The organism is Sphingomonas sp. TREG-RG-20F-R18-01 (genome assembly GCF_022662475.1).
GTDB lineage: Bacteria > Pseudomonadota > Alphaproteobacteria > Sphingomonadales > Sphingomonadaceae > Sphingomonas.
In genome coordinates this window covers 39,832-53,283 of record NZ_JAKNQQ010000006.1, presented here as the reverse complement: position 1 = coordinate 53,283, position 13,452 = coordinate 39,832, and the positions used below count along the sequence as shown (strand labels likewise).

Annotated in this window: 16 protein-coding genes; 9 read left to right on the top strand and 7 right to left on the bottom strand. The window is 67.1% G+C overall.

Features of this window, described 5'->3' with window-relative positions:
- The first annotated feature begins 14 nt into the window (after positions 1 to 14).
- Positions 15 to 686 (top strand): alpha/beta hydrolase, encoded by a 672-nt coding sequence (locus tag L8K25_RS15945; protein ID WP_242139971.1) that lies wholly within the window; start codon positions 15 to 17, stop codon positions 684 to 686.
- Positions 687 to 707: 21 nt separating this feature from the next.
- On the opposite strand, the gene L8K25_RS15940 is transcribed toward L8K25_RS15945, so the two are convergent.
- The gene (locus tag L8K25_RS15940) at positions 708 to 1,415 is read right to left on the bottom strand and encodes a Crp/Fnr family transcriptional regulator (RefSeq protein WP_242139970.1); all 708 of its coding nucleotides are present in this window, start codon (positions 1,413 to 1,415) and stop codon (positions 708 to 710) included.
- Between the two features lie 70 nt (positions 1,416 to 1,485).
- Here L8K25_RS15940 and L8K25_RS15935 point away from each other — a divergent pair, with 70 nt between their 5' ends.
- A complete protein-coding gene (locus L8K25_RS15935) occupies positions 1,486 to 1,662 on the top strand; it encodes a hypothetical protein (protein WP_242139969.1) in 177 nt (58 codons plus the stop codon).
- 58 nt (positions 1,663 to 1,720) lie between these two features.
- Positions 1,721 to 1,927 carry a hypothetical protein gene (locus L8K25_RS15930; RefSeq protein WP_242139968.1) on the top strand — a complete coding sequence of 69 codons (207 nt, stop codon included), beginning with the start codon at positions 1,721 to 1,723 and terminating at the stop codon, positions 1,925 to 1,927.
- Positions 1,928 to 1,948: 21 nt separating this feature from the next.
- Here the strand turns inward: L8K25_RS15930 and L8K25_RS15925 are convergent, their stop codons facing one another.
- The 3 genes from L8K25_RS15925 to L8K25_RS15915 form a co-directional block, all read right to left on the bottom strand.
- Positions 1,949 to 2,665 carry a hypothetical protein gene (locus L8K25_RS15925; protein ID WP_242139967.1) on the bottom strand — a complete coding sequence of 239 codons (717 nt, stop codon included), beginning with the start codon at positions 2,663 to 2,665 and terminating at the stop codon, positions 1,949 to 1,951.
- A gap of 141 nt (positions 2,666 to 2,806) precedes the next feature.
- Positions 2,807 to 3,160 carry a DNA primase gene (locus L8K25_RS15920; RefSeq protein ID WP_242139966.1) on the bottom strand — a complete coding sequence of 118 codons (354 nt, stop codon included), beginning with the start codon at positions 3,158 to 3,160 and terminating at the stop codon, positions 2,807 to 2,809.
- Positions 3,161 to 3,256: 96 nt separating this feature from the next.
- Complete coding sequence (locus tag L8K25_RS15915) at positions 3,257 to 4,489, bottom strand: multidrug effflux MFS transporter (protein WP_242139965.1); 1,233 nt, start codon at positions 4,487 to 4,489, stop codon at positions 3,257 to 3,259.
- Positions 4,490 to 4,624: 135 nt separating this feature from the next.
- Here L8K25_RS15915 and L8K25_RS15910 point away from each other — a divergent pair, with 135 nt between their 5' ends.
- From L8K25_RS15910 to L8K25_RS15900, 3 genes are all read left to right on the top strand, one after another.
- Entirely contained in the window at positions 4,625 to 5,044 is a 420-nt protein-coding gene (locus tag L8K25_RS15910; protein ID WP_242139964.1) for a DUF3597 domain-containing protein, read from the top strand.
- 140 nt (positions 5,045 to 5,184) lie between these two features.
- Positions 5,185 to 6,138 carry a 2-oxoglutarate and iron-dependent oxygenase domain-containing protein gene (locus L8K25_RS15905; protein ID WP_242139963.1) on the top strand — a complete coding sequence of 318 codons (954 nt, stop codon included), beginning with the start codon at positions 5,185 to 5,187 and terminating at the stop codon, positions 6,136 to 6,138.
- A gap of 140 nt (positions 6,139 to 6,278) precedes the next feature.
- Positions 6,279 to 7,565, top strand: coding sequence for a homoserine dehydrogenase (locus L8K25_RS15900; protein ID WP_242139962.1), 1,287 nt, complete (start codon positions 6,279 to 6,281; stop codon positions 7,563 to 7,565).
- 115 nt (positions 7,566 to 7,680) lie between these two features.
- Here L8K25_RS15900 and L8K25_RS15895 read toward each other — a convergent pair whose 3' ends face one another.
- Genes L8K25_RS15895 through L8K25_RS15885 form a run of 3 tightly spaced genes read right to left on the bottom strand, consistent with a single transcriptional unit; the run spans position 7,681 to position 9,623 of the window.
- Positions 7,681 to 8,229, bottom strand: coding sequence for a hypothetical protein (locus tag L8K25_RS15895; RefSeq protein WP_242139961.1), 549 nt, complete (start codon positions 8,227 to 8,229; stop codon positions 7,681 to 7,683).
- A gap of 33 nt (positions 8,230 to 8,262) precedes the next feature.
- On the bottom strand, positions 8,263 to 8,691 hold the full coding sequence (locus L8K25_RS15890; protein ID WP_242140179.1) for a CoA-binding protein: 429 nt from the start codon (positions 8,689 to 8,691) through the stop codon (positions 8,263 to 8,265).
- On the bottom strand, positions 8,688 to 9,623 hold the full coding sequence (locus L8K25_RS15885; protein WP_242139960.1) for an Mrp/NBP35 family ATP-binding protein: 936 nt from the start codon (positions 9,621 to 9,623) through the stop codon (positions 8,688 to 8,690). The genes L8K25_RS15890 and L8K25_RS15885 overlap by 4 nt, the downstream gene beginning before the upstream one ends.
- 98 nt (positions 9,624 to 9,721) lie before the next feature.
- Here L8K25_RS15885 and L8K25_RS15880 point away from each other — a divergent pair, with 98 nt between their 5' ends.
- The 3 genes from L8K25_RS15880 (at position 9,722) to L8K25_RS15870 (ending at position 13,379) form a co-directional block, all read left to right on the top strand.
- Positions 9,722 to 10,879: a protease modulator HflK gene (locus L8K25_RS15880; protein ID WP_242139959.1), complete on the top strand. Its 1,158-nt coding sequence runs from the start codon at positions 9,722 to 9,724 to the stop codon at positions 10,877 to 10,879.
- A 38-nt stretch (positions 10,880 to 10,917) separates the two neighbouring features.
- Entirely contained in the window at positions 10,918 to 11,733 is an 816-nt protein-coding gene (locus L8K25_RS15875) for a protease modulator HflC (RefSeq protein WP_242140178.1), read from the top strand.
- A 110-nt stretch (positions 11,734 to 11,843) separates the two neighbouring features.
- Positions 11,844 to 13,379, top strand: coding sequence for a Do family serine endopeptidase (locus L8K25_RS15870; RefSeq protein ID WP_242139958.1), 1,536 nt, complete (start codon positions 11,844 to 11,846; stop codon positions 13,377 to 13,379).
- Positions 13,380 to 13,452: the final 73 nt, after the last annotated feature.

Genomic DNA, 13,452 nt, shown 5'->3' with positions numbered 1-13,452 from the left:
GTGGGAGAGCATCGATGGGTAGCTTCTCGAGTTACGAACCCGTGCAACCGACCATCCTTACCGTCCCTGGCCTCGGCGGCTCGGGTCCGTCGCACTGGCAGACGCTATGGGAGTCGGCACGTCCCGACACCGTCAGGGTGGAGCTTGGCATGTGGCACACGCCGCATCGCAACGCCTGGGTGACGAAGCTCGACCAGGCGATCCGCGACGCCAAGGCTCCGGTGGTCCTTGCGGCCCATAGTCTCGGCTGCCTTGCGGTCGCTTGGTGGGCGGAAATGACCCGCCAGCCCTATGGCTGGCCGGTCGCGGGCGCCCTGCTGGTGGCGCCGGCCGATGTCGACCGCGCCGATGTGCGCGCGGAACTTGCGACGTTCGGGCCGACGCCGGCGGCACCGCTGCCCTTCCCCTCGATCGTCGTTGCGAGCCGCGACGACCCGTGGATCACGATCGACCGCGCCCACAGCCTCGCAGTCGGATGGGGAAGCCATTTCGTCGATGCCGGCGCGCAGGGGCATCTCAATGCCGCAAGCGGGATCGGCTGGTGGCAGGAAGGGCAGGAATTGCTCGATCGCGTGATCGGCGCCGCCGCCGACCGCCAGGGACGCCCGCTGCCGCAAAGCGAGGCGCGCTCGATCCTGGCGGTGAATGCGACCGACGCGGCGCAGGCCCATTACCTGCCGCGCTGAGGCGGCGCGCGCCGTGCCGGGTCAGTCGAGGAACAGGTAGGTCGGATCGAACTCGGCAAAGGCCCGCAGCTTTGGCCAGTCGAGGATCGTGGCGACTCCCTGGCGGAAGGTGACCAGCCCGTCCTCGCGCAATTGCCGCAGCATGCGATTGGCGTGGACGGCGGTCAGTCCGGTCGCGTCGGCGAGATCCACCTGGGTCAGCGGCAGCGCGAAACTGTCGCCCGAGGCCATGCCCGCCCGTTCCAGCCGCACGAACATCTCGCAGAACAAATGCGCCAAGCGGATCGCGGCGCCACGCGCGCCCACCGAGACGATCCATTCCCGGTTGATCGCCGCATCGATCATCGTCGATTTCCACAACAGCTCGGTGATGGTCGCCGACTTTTCGGTCAAGGCGTGGATCGCGGGATGCGGGAACAGCGCGACGCGGATATCGGTCAGCGCGGCCACCGAATGCTCGAGCCGCTTGAGCGGGTAACTGTGCAGGTCGACGAAATCGCCCGGGACATGAATCGCGAGGATTTGCCGGCGGCCTTCGGGCGTGTCCTTGAACCGTTCGACAAAGCCTTCGAGGAGAAGCGTGCACTGAGTCAGCGGCATGTGCTGGCGGATGAAGATCTGTCGTGCCGAGAACGTCGTGCAGCGAGCGACGCTCGCATCGAGCGCCGCGACCTCGTCCGCATCCAGCACGGGCGTGCGATGCGTCTTCAGAAACAGATCAATATACATGCCGGTTATGGAACCCCTCGCGCGGAACATGGCCGTGGGCACCGCGTTTTGTCCAGAGGGAGACGCGACCTTGGCCAAGAATCCGCACGACAAACCGATCGAGGCCGTAGCCGAAGAGGGCGAAGTCCTGCTGGACGGTCCAGACGGCATGGCCGAGTCCTTTACGCCCAACGCCGCCAAGCGTTCGGCGAAACATATCGAACAGGCGGCGAAACAAGCCGAGCAGACCGGTAAATCCTGCGGATAACGCGCCGTTAACCGTGTAGCGGCGCAGATGCTTAACCCGGCGGTGACATCGTCGGTCCGTGCCGTTCCGCAAAATCTTCGTCAGCCGCTGGTCCGCGCTGTTCTGGGCGGCGGGCATCCTGTGGACCGCGGTGGACACGGTTGGCTTCGCCCCCGCTCATCACGCCGGCCAAGCCAAGCCCGTCGCCAGCATCACCGACGCCACCGGCAGCGCCGTCTCGCCGCAGGATTTGGCGACGCTTGCCAACGCGCTGCAGAATGAATGAACGACGGCTCGGACCCGCGCGTCAATGCGGCACGGCATTCGTCACTGGGCGCGTCACCGGCTGAAGCGTGATGCTGGCGATTCGCCACGCACGCTGGTCCTTGCTGGCTCCGTCCACCGCAGCGACACGGTGCAACACCGCGCTTCCGATCGCGTAGGACGGTGAGCAGTCGGCGCTCAGCCGCCCATAGACCTGCACCGGAACCGTCACGTCGCGCTGGCCCGCGCCGGCATCGATCCGACCCGGCGCCCCGATGTTTGCGTGATATTCACTGAACCGGTCGAACGTCTTGGTAAATTCCGCGACATCGCGACCGGCACCCGGCGCGCTCGGCTGCCACAGCGCGCGGGCATCGGCAAACCGGCGCGCGCTCAGGAGCGCATAATAGGTTTGCAGCACGTTTGCGGCGCCTTGCGCGCTATCGGGCGTGAAACGGGCTTCCGACTGGGGCGTGCGGTCGTTCGGCAGGCCGCCGGCCGTCCCGGGCGCGGGCGGATCGAGCGGTTCGAGCATGGTGTTCCCCGGCTCCGCTGCTGAAGGATCCGTGTCGGACACTGTGGCATTCGCTGCCGAACCCTTGTCTTCCGCCTCGAACATATTGTCGCCATAGGCGTCCACCGTCCCCTGCGCGGCGATCGCGGCGGCGTTGATGTTGACGGTGCTGTTATCGACCGGTTCGCTGCGTGCACATCCCGACAGGACGAGGATAGAGACGGAGATCAGCAGTCTGGACGACATGGCATGGCTCGCACGCTAGGGGTTGGAGATCGGCGGGTTGGCATAACGACGAACCGGTAAACCCGTTCCGCGCGCGACCTGTGCGGGATCCTGGCGGACCATGCCTGCGGCGGACCGGCACGGCCGATCCACCGCGGACCATCACGGACGCAATGCGGCGTCGTCGCGATCCTTGAGCGCGTCGTCGTCGTCGACACTGCCGTCGTCCAGCTCGTCCTGAACGTCGTCCTCGTCGAGGTCGTCTTCATCCTCGTCCGCGTCATCGTCTTCCCCGGCGAGATCGTCGTCCTCCATCGAGAGGTCGTCCTCGTTCTCGTCGTCGTCGTCGTTTTCGGAAACGATGTCGGGGTTGAGATCCGTCAGGATCGTGCCGTCGGTCGGGCCGTCGCGCGTGACTTCGAGGATTTCGGCGCGCTGGCTTTCGTCATAGCCCTCTTCGTCGAAACCGTCGTCGCCCGGGCCTTCGCCGGGCACCTGATGGCCACCAATGCTCATGTCGCGTCTCCCGTTCGCCCCGGCCCGATGCAGGTGGCGGTTACGGAAGCGAACCTAGCAGAATTGGATCGGTTCCGCATCGGACGAGCAAATCGGTCAGGTCGGCCGAAACAGCCGTCCGCGTTCCACGATTGCCGCGAGCATCAGCCCGATCACCCCTGCGATGAAGAAGCCGGCGTGCAGCGGGACCGTCGTCCCGTCGAAGCTCCGTCCGATCGCCCAACCGATCAGGCCGCCGAACGTGATGCCGAAGAAGCCCTGGACGCTCGACGCCGTGCCCGCGATCGCCCCCATGTTCTCCATCGCCATCGCCGACATGTTGGAGGTGGCGAGGCCGAAGCACGCCATGGTGATCGCCTGCAACACCACGAACAGCAGCAGCGATTCATCGCCCGCCCGCCCGACCAGCAGGCCGGCGCCGGACGACAGGATCATCACCACCAGTGCGGTCTGCGAGATGCGCCGCATCCCGATCCGCATCACGATCCGCGAGTTGAGCAGGTTCGCCACCGCCATCGTCCCGGCCGATGCCGCGAACACTCCGCCCAGCAGCGCGGGCCGGTGGAAGACATGCTCCATGATCGGCTGGATCGAACTGAGATAGCCGAAGATCGCCCCCTGCGCGATCATCGCGGCGGCGGTATAGCCGAGCGAGAAGCGATCCGACAGGGTCTGGCGCCAGCCCCGGGCCAGCGTCAGGATGGACAGCGGCACATGCCGGTCGACCGGCAGGGTTTCCGGCATGCGCGCGGCGAACCAGATCAGGCACGCCAGCGCCGCGCCCGCGATCACCTCGAAAATCAGTCGCCACGATCCGATCAACAGGACCGCCTGTCCGAAACTCGGGGCGACGATCGGCACCGCCATGAACACCATGAACGCCAGGCTGGTTACCTGCGCCATGGCGCGGCCGGAAAAACAGTCGCGGATCAGGGCGATCGTGACGACGCGGCTCGACGCGATCGCGAGGCCGGTGATGAATCGGACGATCAGCAGCAACACGAAGCTGCTCGCGACGCCCGCCAGCAAGTTTCCGAGCGCATAGCATACGAGGCCCGCGATCAGCACCGGACGTCGCCCGAAACGATCGGTGAGCGGCCCGTGGATGAGCTGCCCCACGCCAAGGCCGACGACGAACACGGTCAGGATCAATGGCCCATCGAGGATCGCATCGACCCCGAGGCGGCGGGCAATGTCCGGCAGGGCTGGGAGCATCGAATCGATCCCCAGCGCGCCCAGTGCCATGAGCGCGGCGACCAGCGGTACGAACTCGACCAGACGGATCGGCGGGCCCTCGACCCGTTCGACAGGAAGTACACGATCGGACATCGCCCAAGCCATGCCCCAGCCGCACGCGCAGGTCACCCCTGCAAAACGCCGTTCCGCCGTAGCGGCAACCGATTTTCGCGGAACGGACACCCATCCAAGGCATTCCGCCTGCAGCACCAATGGAGGAGCAGGACGATGAGTATCTTCAGCAAGATCAAGGACGCCATCTGGGGTCACAAGGCCGCTCCGGTCGAGGCGGCACCGTCGTCGCCGTCGATGCCGCAAATGAACACGCCGTCCGATCCGGGCAATCCCACGCCGGCAGCACCGCCCCAGGCACCGGCAGCCCCGGCCGCACCGGTCGACGTCGAAGCCATCCTGACGCAAAAGGCCGCAGCAAAGGGCCAGGACCTCAACTGGCGCACGTCGATCGTCGACCTGATGAAGGTGCTCGATCTCGACTCGAGCCATGCCAACCGGCTGGAACTCGCCAAGGAGCTGGGCTTCACTGGCGACACCAATGACAGCGCGACGATGAACGTCTGGCTGCAGAAGCAGGTGATGGCAAAGCTCGCCCAGTCGGGTGGCACGGTTCCGGCCGAGCTGACGCACTGAGCGCAGCGATCGTGCGCGCCGCCATTCCCGAACGGGCATGGCGGCGCCAGACCGGCGCGAAGCCGGCCGGATGACCACGATTGTTCCGGAGCGGCATTTCGCGATAGAGCGCGGCAACTCTCGTGTGATGGACGGTGCCCATGTCTGATTCCCCCGCCGCGCAGGTTCCCGCGCTCTCGCTTGCCGATGAAGCCAAGGATCCTGCCGCCTTTGCCGCCGCGCTCGGTGGTTCGTTCGAACGGTTCGGCTTTGCGGTCGTCGCCGATCACGGCGTTCCCGCCGATCTGATCGCGCGTGCCTGGGCGATGACCGAGGCATTCTTTGCCCTGCCCGAGGAAACCAAGCGCGCCTATTTCGCCCCCGGCGGCGGTGGCGCGCGCGGCTACACCCCGTTCAAGACCGAGATCGCCAAGGGCGCGAGCCACGTCGACCTCAAGGAATTCTGGCATGTCGGTCGCGAACTGGCGAAGGGGCACCGTTTCGAGGCCCAGATGAGCCCGAACGTCTGGCCGGATCAGCCCGCCGGATTCCGCGAGACCTTCATCGACCTCTTCGCCGCGTTCGACACCGCCGGCGACCGGCTGCTGTCGGCGATCGCGCGCCATCTCGGGCTGGCGCCCGACTGGTTCGACACGGCCGTGCGGGACGGCAATTCGGTGCTGCGCCTGCTGCACTATCCGCCGATCCCCGCCGACGCACCGGGGGTCCGGGCCGGGGCGCATGAAGACATCAACCTGATCACCTTGCTGCTGGGGGCAGAGGAAGCCGGGCTCGAGCTGCTCGACAAGGACGGCAACTGGCTTGCGATCAAGCCGCCCGAGGGTGCGATGGTCGTCAACGTCGGCGACATGCTCCAGCGGCTCACCAACCACCTGCTGCCGTCGACCACGCACCGCGTCGTCAATCCGCCGGCGGAGCGGCGCGGGCATTCGCGCTACTCGATGCCGTTCTTCCTGCATCCCGCCCCCGATTTCCTGATCGAGACGCTGCCGGCGACGATCACGGCGGAAAACCCCGATCGATACCCGACGCCGATCACCGCGCACGATTATCTGCACGAGCGGCTCGTCGAAATCGGTCTCATCAAGAAATAGCGCCCGTGACCGCGCTCACGCACTTGTTCCGGGGTCCCCTCCTCCGCTAGCGCGATGCCGCGGACAGCGCGCTTCGTCATCAGCGGACGCGCTGCGCGGTGGACCCCGGCACGACGCCGGGGTGACGGGGGACCTGGACGATGACCGAACCACTTCGCATTGCGCTCGCCGGGCTCGGCACGGTTGGCGCAGGTGTGATCCGACTGCTCGACACCAACGGTGCGTTGATCGCGCGCCGCGCCGGACGGCCGATCGAGATCGTCGCTGTGTCCGCACGCGACCGGTCGAAGGACCGCGGGGTCGATATCGCACGGTTCCAGTGGGTCGATGACACCACCGCGCTCGCGCATTCTGGCGCGGACGTGGTCGTCGAGCTGGTCGGCGGCGCCGACGGGCCTGCCCTGACGCTAGCCCGTGCGACGCTCGGCGCGGGCAAGAGCTTCGTCACCGCGAACAAGGCGATGCTGGCGCATCACGGTCTGGAACTCGCCCGCGCGGCGGAACAGGCTGGCGTGGCGCTCAAGTTCGAGGCGGCCGTCGCCGGTGGGGTTCCGGTCATCAAGGGACTGCGCGAGGGAGCGGCCGCCAATGAGATCGAGCGGGTCTATGGCATCCTGAATGGCACGTGCAATTTCATCCTGTCCAAGATGGAAGCCGAAGGCCGCGACTTCGCCGAAGTCCTTGCCGAAGCGCAGGCGCTCGGTTTCGCGGAGGCGGACCCGAGCTTCGACATCGACGGGGTCGATGCCGCGCATAAACTGTCGCTGCTCGCCAGCCTCGCCTTCGGCACCCGCCCGGCCTTTGCCGATGTCGCGGCCAGCGGCATCCGCCACGTGCTCGCCGCCGACATCGCCGAGGCCGCGGCGCTGGGCTATCGCGTCCGCCTGCTCGGCGTCGCCGAATCGGGGGAAGCGGGGCTGTTCCAGCGCGTTCACCCGCATCTCGTGCCCATCAGCCATCCGCTGGCGCATGTGACCGGCGCGACCAATGCCGTGGTCGCCGAGGGCAATTTCGTCGGACGACTGCTGTTCCAGGGGGCGGGTGCCGGTGACGGGCCGACCGCGAGTGCGGTCGTGGCGGACCTGATCGATATCGCCCGCGGTGAATTCGGCCCGGCCTTTGCCATGCCGGCCGACGCGCTCACGCCGCAGGCATCATCGGACACCGGCGATCGCCGTGGCCGTGCCTATGTCCGCTTCACCGTCGCCGACCGCGTCGGCGTGCTGGCGGAGATCGCGGCGGCGATGCGCGACGCCGGCGTTTCGATCGAAAGCCTGATGCAGCGGGGCGCAATGGCGGACGGCTCGGTGCTGGTGGCAATCGTGACGCACGAAGGCCCGGAGCGCGCGGTCGCTCAGGCACTCGAGCGGTTGCGCGGGTCGCAAAGCCTCGTCGGACAGCCGCTGTGGATGCATATCCTGGGGTGAGTTCTTCTAAAGCCCCTCCCCTTCAGGGGAGGGGTTGGGGTGGGGGAGTCCAGCAGACCTTCGCTCTCTGCGAGGCACTGCCCCACCCCAAACCCCTCCCCTGAAGGGGAGGGGCTCAAGGCAATATCACCGACGGCCGCGGCTCATCCTCGAGCGCAATCGGCACGCGGCCCGACTTGTCCGGCTTCTTGCGAAACACACCACCGATCCCGTGCGCAATATCCTTGCCGAGCCGCATCGGATCGGTCGCCTCGCCCGGGTCCTCGCAACAGCTGCCCGGCGACACGAGCTTCTGTACCAGCCGTACGACCTGTGTCCCGCCGGTGAAGAACTGGACACCGCCGCCACAGCCGTGCTGCATCGTTGCGCAGGGCGCGCTGTCCTCCACCGCCAGCGCCCCCGCCCCGGTCATGTACGGGTTGGACGGTTTCGGGCGATCGAGCACCACCTCGTTCGGATAGGGCAGCGCCTGCGACGGCAGCGGGTTGCCGCAGACGATGATATCGTCGGGCTTGGCCGTGGCGCCGTCATGCGGCTTGCACGGTTCGGTCCCGACCGGCTCGAGGATCGACCACGCGGGCTTCGACGGCGCGGACGACGGCGCCGACAAGGGCGCGACCGGGGCGGATGTCGCGACCTGCGCGGCGAGGATCAGCAACAGCATGGAACGCAAGCTGCTATGCGATCATGGCGAATTTCAGGCGACCGGTGCGATCCGCAACCGCGGAATGTCGATCGCCGGGCAGCGGTCCATCACCACCTGCAGGCCCGCCGCTTCCGCGCGCGCCGCCGCTTCGGGATTGATCACCCCGAGTTGCAGCCACACGGCCTTCGCGCCGACCGCGATCGCCGCATCGACCACCGGTCCCGCCGCCGCCGAATTGCGGAACACATCGACCAGATCGATCGCTCCCGCGATATCGGCCAGCGCGGCCACGACGGGCATGCCGTTGATTTCTGTCCCCGCCAGCTGCGGATTGACCGGGATGACGCGGTAGCCATGCGCTTGCAGGCTCCGCATCACCCGGTGCGACGGCCGGTCCGCCCGGTCCGACGCACCGACCAACGCGATCGTCCGCGTCTCGCGCAGCAGCGTCGCGATTTCGGCATCCTGCGTCAGCATCAGCCTTGCGCTCCGATCCAGGCGGCAACCTTGTCCGCCACCGCGCCGAACGCGCCCGCTTCGGGTCCGTCGCCAGCGAGCGACGGCCGCCCGGCATCGGACGAGATCCGCACCGCCATGTCGAGCGGAATGCGACCGAGGAACGGGATGCCCAGGGTCGCCGCCGCGGCTTCGGCGCCGCCGCTGCCGAACGGATCGGACACTTCCCCGCACGACGGACAGACATATCCCGCCATGTTTTCGACCAGTCCGATGATCGGCACCCCCGCCTTGACGAACAGGTCGATCGCGCGCTTGGCGTCGATCAACGCCAGGTCCTGCGGGGTGGAGACGATCACCGCACCCTGCGGCCGATATTTCTGGATCATCGTCAGCTGGACGTCGCCCGTCCCCGGCGGAAGGTCGAGCACCAGCGTGTCGGCGTCGCCCCAGTTCGCATCGAGCATCTGCTGCAACGCGCCCGCCGCCATCGGCCCGCGCCACGCGATCGCCTGATCGGCCGCGACGAGCATTCCCATCGACAACAGCGGCACGCCGAACGGCGTCTCGACCGGCTGCAACACTTTGTTACGCGCGGTCGGCTTGGCATCCTCGACCCCCATGAGCTTGGGTTGCGACGGGCCGTAGATATCGGCATCGACCAGCCCGACCCGCCGCCCGCGCGTCGCGAGCCCGATGGCGAGGTTCGCCGACACCGTCGACTTGCCGACTCCGCCCTTGCCGCTTGCCACGGCGATCGAAAGACGCTGGTTGCGCTGACTGGTCAGCGCGACCCGCACGGTGGCGACGCCCGGCAACCCGCCCGCAAAGGCGCGGACCGCGGCATCAAGCGAATCGCGCTCGGCCTCGTCGAGGCCGGTGACGTCGACCACGATACTGGCGCGATCCCCCTCGATACGGCCGGTGGCACGCGTACCCGCGACGGGGGCTAGCATGGCGTCTAGGGAAACTGGATCGGTCATCCGGGTGCAGATAGGCGCCTGTGGTGCGCTTGCCACTGTTTTTCGTAAGGAGTGCGCCCTATAAAGGCTTCATGACGATCCTTTCGGGCTGGTTCCGCCGCCTCTCCATCCTTACCGCCGACAACAAGGGCCCTTGGGGCGGTTCAGGCGGTTCCGACGACGACGGCAAGGGCGCCACGCCCGGCGGGGGTGGCCCGCGCAATCCCTGGGCGCAACCGCCCAGCGGCACGCCGCGCGGCAAACAGCCCGGGCCGAGTGCACTTGACGAATTCCTGAAGCGCGCGCGTACTTCGGGTGGCGGCGGCGGTGGCGGCGGCTTCGGGGGGCGTCCGCGCATTCCCGGCACTCCCTCGCCCGCGCAATTGTGGGTCATCGGCGTCGGCATCATCGTGGCGCTGTGGCTGGCGTTCACCGCGATCCATTCGATCGGGCCGCAGCAGCGCGGCGTCGTCACGTTCCTCGGCCGGTACGCCGGTACGCTCGAGCCGGGCATCCGCCTGACGCTCCCGGCGCCGTTGTCATCCGTTGCCAAGGTGGACGTCAGCCAGATCAGCACCGACACCTTCCCCGAGGAAGGGTCGGGCGCGAACCTGATGCTGACGCGCGACCAGAACGTCGTCGATCTCGATTATTCGGTGCGCTGGATCATCAGCAACCCGCAGGACTTCGCGTTCCAGATCAAGGACCAGAAGTCGACGCTGCGGGCGACCGCCGAAAGCGCGATGCGCGCGGTCGTCGCGACCGTGACGCTCGAGCAAGCGCTCGGGGGAGGCCGCGACGCGATGGAAGTCCGGGCCGAGCAGCTGATGCAGTCCATTCTCGACCGCTACAATTCGGGCATTCGCATCCAGGGCGTCGCGATCAAGAATGCCTCGCCGCCGGCCCAGGTGATCGATGATTTCAAGGCGGTGTCGGCTGCCCAGCAGGAAGCACAGGGCAACATCAACAGGGCCCGTGGCTATGCGCAGCAGACGCTCGCTCGCGCGCAGGCGGATGCGACCTCGTTCGACGTGCTTTACGCGCAGTATCGCCTCGCCCCCGAAGTGACCCGCCGTCGTCTTTATTACGAGACCATGGAGCAGGTGCTGGCGCGCAGCGACAAGACCGTCGTCGAAGCGCCGGGGGTCGTGCCGTATCTGCCCCTGTCGCACGGCAAGAAACTTCCCGAAGCGATCGCGCCTGCCGCCCTCGCCCCGCAAACAACGCCCGCTCCGGGAGCAGCCCAGTGAATCTCGCCCGTAACCCCGTAACGCTCGGCGCGGCCGCCATGGTGGGCCTGATCCTGCTGGCCAGTTCGCTGACCATCGTGCCCGAGACGAGCCAGGCCGTGATCCTGCGGTTCGAACAGCCGTACCGCACGATCAACCGGTGGAAGCCGAACGAAGTGTTCGGCAGCACCGGCGCGGGCCTCGCCGCGCGGATCCCGTTCGTCGACCGGCTGATCTGGGTCGACAAGCGCGTCCTCGACGTCGAGCTCGACAAGCAGCCGGTGCTTTCGACCGACCAGCTTCGGCTCGAAGTCGATGCCTATGCGCGTTTTCGCATCGTCGATCCGCTCCAGGCGGTGACGTCGACCGGCAGCACCTCGGTGACCGAACAGCGCGTGATCGATCAGCTCCAGCCGCTGTTGAGCTCGGCGCTGCGCAACGAGCTGGGCAAGCGGCCGTCGGCTTCGCTGCTCAGCCCCGAACGCGGCCAGGTGATGGACAACATCCGGGCGGGCTTGCAAAAGCTCGCCAGCCAATATGGCGTCCAGATCATCGACGTGCGGATCAAGCGCACCGACCTGCCGGCGGGCACGCCGCTGCAGAGCGCGTTCGATCGCATGAAGACCGCGCGCCAGCAGGAGCGCCTGACGATCCAGGCGAAGGGGCAGCAGGACGCGCAGATCATCAGCGCGCAGGCCGACGCCAAGGCCGCGCAGATTTACGCCGAGGCGTTCAACAAGGATCCCGAGTTCTACGATTTCTATCGCGCGATGCAGTCGTACCGGACGACGTTCGGACCCGAGGCAAAGGGCGAGACCTCGATGGTTCTTTCGGGCGACAATGCCTATCTGCGACAATTCGAAGGCAAGAAGTGATGGATTGCATCCAATACGCCTGATGAACGGTTCATATTCAAACGCCGTTCAGCAACGCCTCGTATGACTACACGCGTTGCCGTTCACGGTAGACGAGAGGAAGATCACTAGTGCGCTACGCCTACGCCATCACCGCCGCCCTGTTGCTGAGCGGCACCGCTACCGCCATCGCACTCCCCACGATGAGCGGCGCGCAGACCGCGCAGAACGAACCCGCCGCAATGGCCGCGACGGCCCCCAAGGCCGGTGCGCCGATGAGCTTCGCCGACCTGGTCGCCAAGCTCCAGCCCGCCGTCGTCAACATTTCGACCAGCCAGCACATCACCCAGGCCCAGCAGCCCAACCCGTTTGCCGGGACGCCGTTCGAAGGCCTGTTCAACCAGAGCCAGGGCGGTGGCGCAGCCCCCGTCACGCGTCAGGCGACGTCGCTCGGCTCGGGCTTCATCATTTCGCCCGACGGCTATGTCGTGACCAACAACCACGTCGTCGCGGCGGGCGCCAAGGGTGCGACCGTCGATTCGATCACGGTGACGCTCACCGACCGCAAGGAATATGTCGCCAAGCTGATCGGCCGCGATCCGACCTCGGATCTCGCCTTGCTCAAGATCGACGCGAAGGCGCTGCCGTTCGTCAAGTTCGGTAATTCGAACGCGGCGCGCGTCGGCGACTGGGTCGTCGCGATCGGCAACCCGTTCGGCCTCGGCGGCACCGTCACCGCGGGGATCGTCTCGTCGCTGCACCGCGTGACTGGTGGCGGCGCGTATGACCGCTTCATCCAGACCGACGCGGCGATCAACCAGGGCAATTCGGGCGGCCCGATGTTCGACCTTTCGGGCAACGTCATCGGCATCAACTCGCAGATCTTCGCGGGGCAGTCGGGTGGCAACATCGGGATCGGCTTCGCCATCCCCGCAGACGACGCCAAGCCGGTCATCGAAAAGCTGATGAAGGGCACGACGATCGCGCGCGGCTATCTCGGCGTCGGCCCGCAGCCGATCGACGACGATCTCGCTAATTCGTTCGGCCTGCAGAAGAACCAGGGTGAGCTGCTCCGCCAGATCGAGCCGGGCCAGCCTGCCGAGAAGGCCGGGTTGAAGGTCGGCGACGTGGTGCTCCGCGTCAACGGCCAGCAGGTGAACCCCGACCAGTCGCTCAGCTATCTCGTTGCCAACATCACGCCGGGCACGCGCGTGCCGATCGACATCGTGCGCCAGGGTCGCCCGATGACGATCGCAACGGTGATCGGCACGCGGCCGTCGGAGGAAGCGCTCCAGGCACAGGCGAGCGGTGCCAACAACGACGACATGAGCGACGACGACGATACGCCGTCGGTCGGCAAGACGGTCCCGAACGCGCTCGGCGTGACGGTCCAGACGCTGACCCCGCCGATCGCGCGGACCTTCAGCATCGATTCGTCGGTGCAGGGTGTCGTCATCGGCGTGGTCGATCCGGCGAGCGATGCGGCCTCCAAGGGTCTCAAGCGCGGCGACGTGATCATCTCCGCCAACGGCACGCCGACCACGACCCCGGCCGCCCTCGCCGCCGTCGTCGGCCAGGCAAAGGCGTCCGGCCGGTCGCTGGTCGCGCTGTATGTCGTGCGCGGGCGTCAGCCTGCCTTCTTCATCGGCATCAAGCTGAAAAAGTAAGTCCTGCCAGCCCCCGCTCCGATATCGGAGCGGGGGTCTGTTTTTTGCTTCCGCAATCATGGCTTCCGGCGAT

What these genes read in the sequence shown, in the direction of transcription:
- L8K25_RS15945 (WP_242139971.1), top strand. Translation starts at nt 15, where the DNA reads ATGGGTAGCTTCTCGAGTTACGAACCCGTGCAACCGACCATCCTTACC.
- L8K25_RS15940 (WP_242139970.1), bottom strand. Translation starts at nt 1,415, where the DNA reads ATGTATATTGATCTGTTTCTGAAGACGCATCGCACGCCCGTGCTGGAT.
- L8K25_RS15925 (WP_242139967.1), bottom strand. Translation starts at nt 2,665, where the DNA reads ATGTCGTCCAGACTGCTGATCTCCGTCTCTATCCTCGTCCTGTCGGGA.
- L8K25_RS15920 (WP_242139966.1), bottom strand. Translation starts at nt 3,160, where the DNA reads ATGAGCATTGGTGGCCATCAGGTGCCCGGCGAAGGCCCGGGCGACGAC.
- L8K25_RS15915 (WP_242139965.1), bottom strand. Translation starts at nt 4,489, where the DNA reads ATGTCCGATCGTGTACTTCCTGTCGAACGGGTCGAGGGCCCGCCGATC.
- L8K25_RS15910 (WP_242139964.1), top strand. Translation starts at nt 4,625, where the DNA reads ATGAGTATCTTCAGCAAGATCAAGGACGCCATCTGGGGTCACAAGGCC.
- L8K25_RS15905 (WP_242139963.1), top strand. Translation starts at nt 5,185, where the DNA reads ATGTCTGATTCCCCCGCCGCGCAGGTTCCCGCGCTCTCGCTTGCCGAT.
- L8K25_RS15900 (WP_242139962.1), top strand. Translation starts at nt 6,279, where the DNA reads ATGACCGAACCACTTCGCATTGCGCTCGCCGGGCTCGGCACGGTTGGC.
- L8K25_RS15895 (WP_242139961.1), bottom strand. Translation starts at nt 8,229, where the DNA reads ATGCTGTTGCTGATCCTCGCCGCGCAGGTCGCGACATCCGCCCCGGTC.
- L8K25_RS15885 (WP_242139960.1), bottom strand. Translation starts at nt 9,623, where the DNA reads ATGCTAGCCCCCGTCGCGGGTACGCGTGCCACCGGCCGTATCGAGGGG.
- L8K25_RS15880 (WP_242139959.1), top strand. Translation starts at nt 9,722, where the DNA reads ATGACGATCCTTTCGGGCTGGTTCCGCCGCCTCTCCATCCTTACCGCC.
- L8K25_RS15875 (WP_242140178.1), top strand. Translation starts at nt 10,918, where the DNA reads ATGGTGGGCCTGATCCTGCTGGCCAGTTCGCTGACCATCGTGCCCGAG.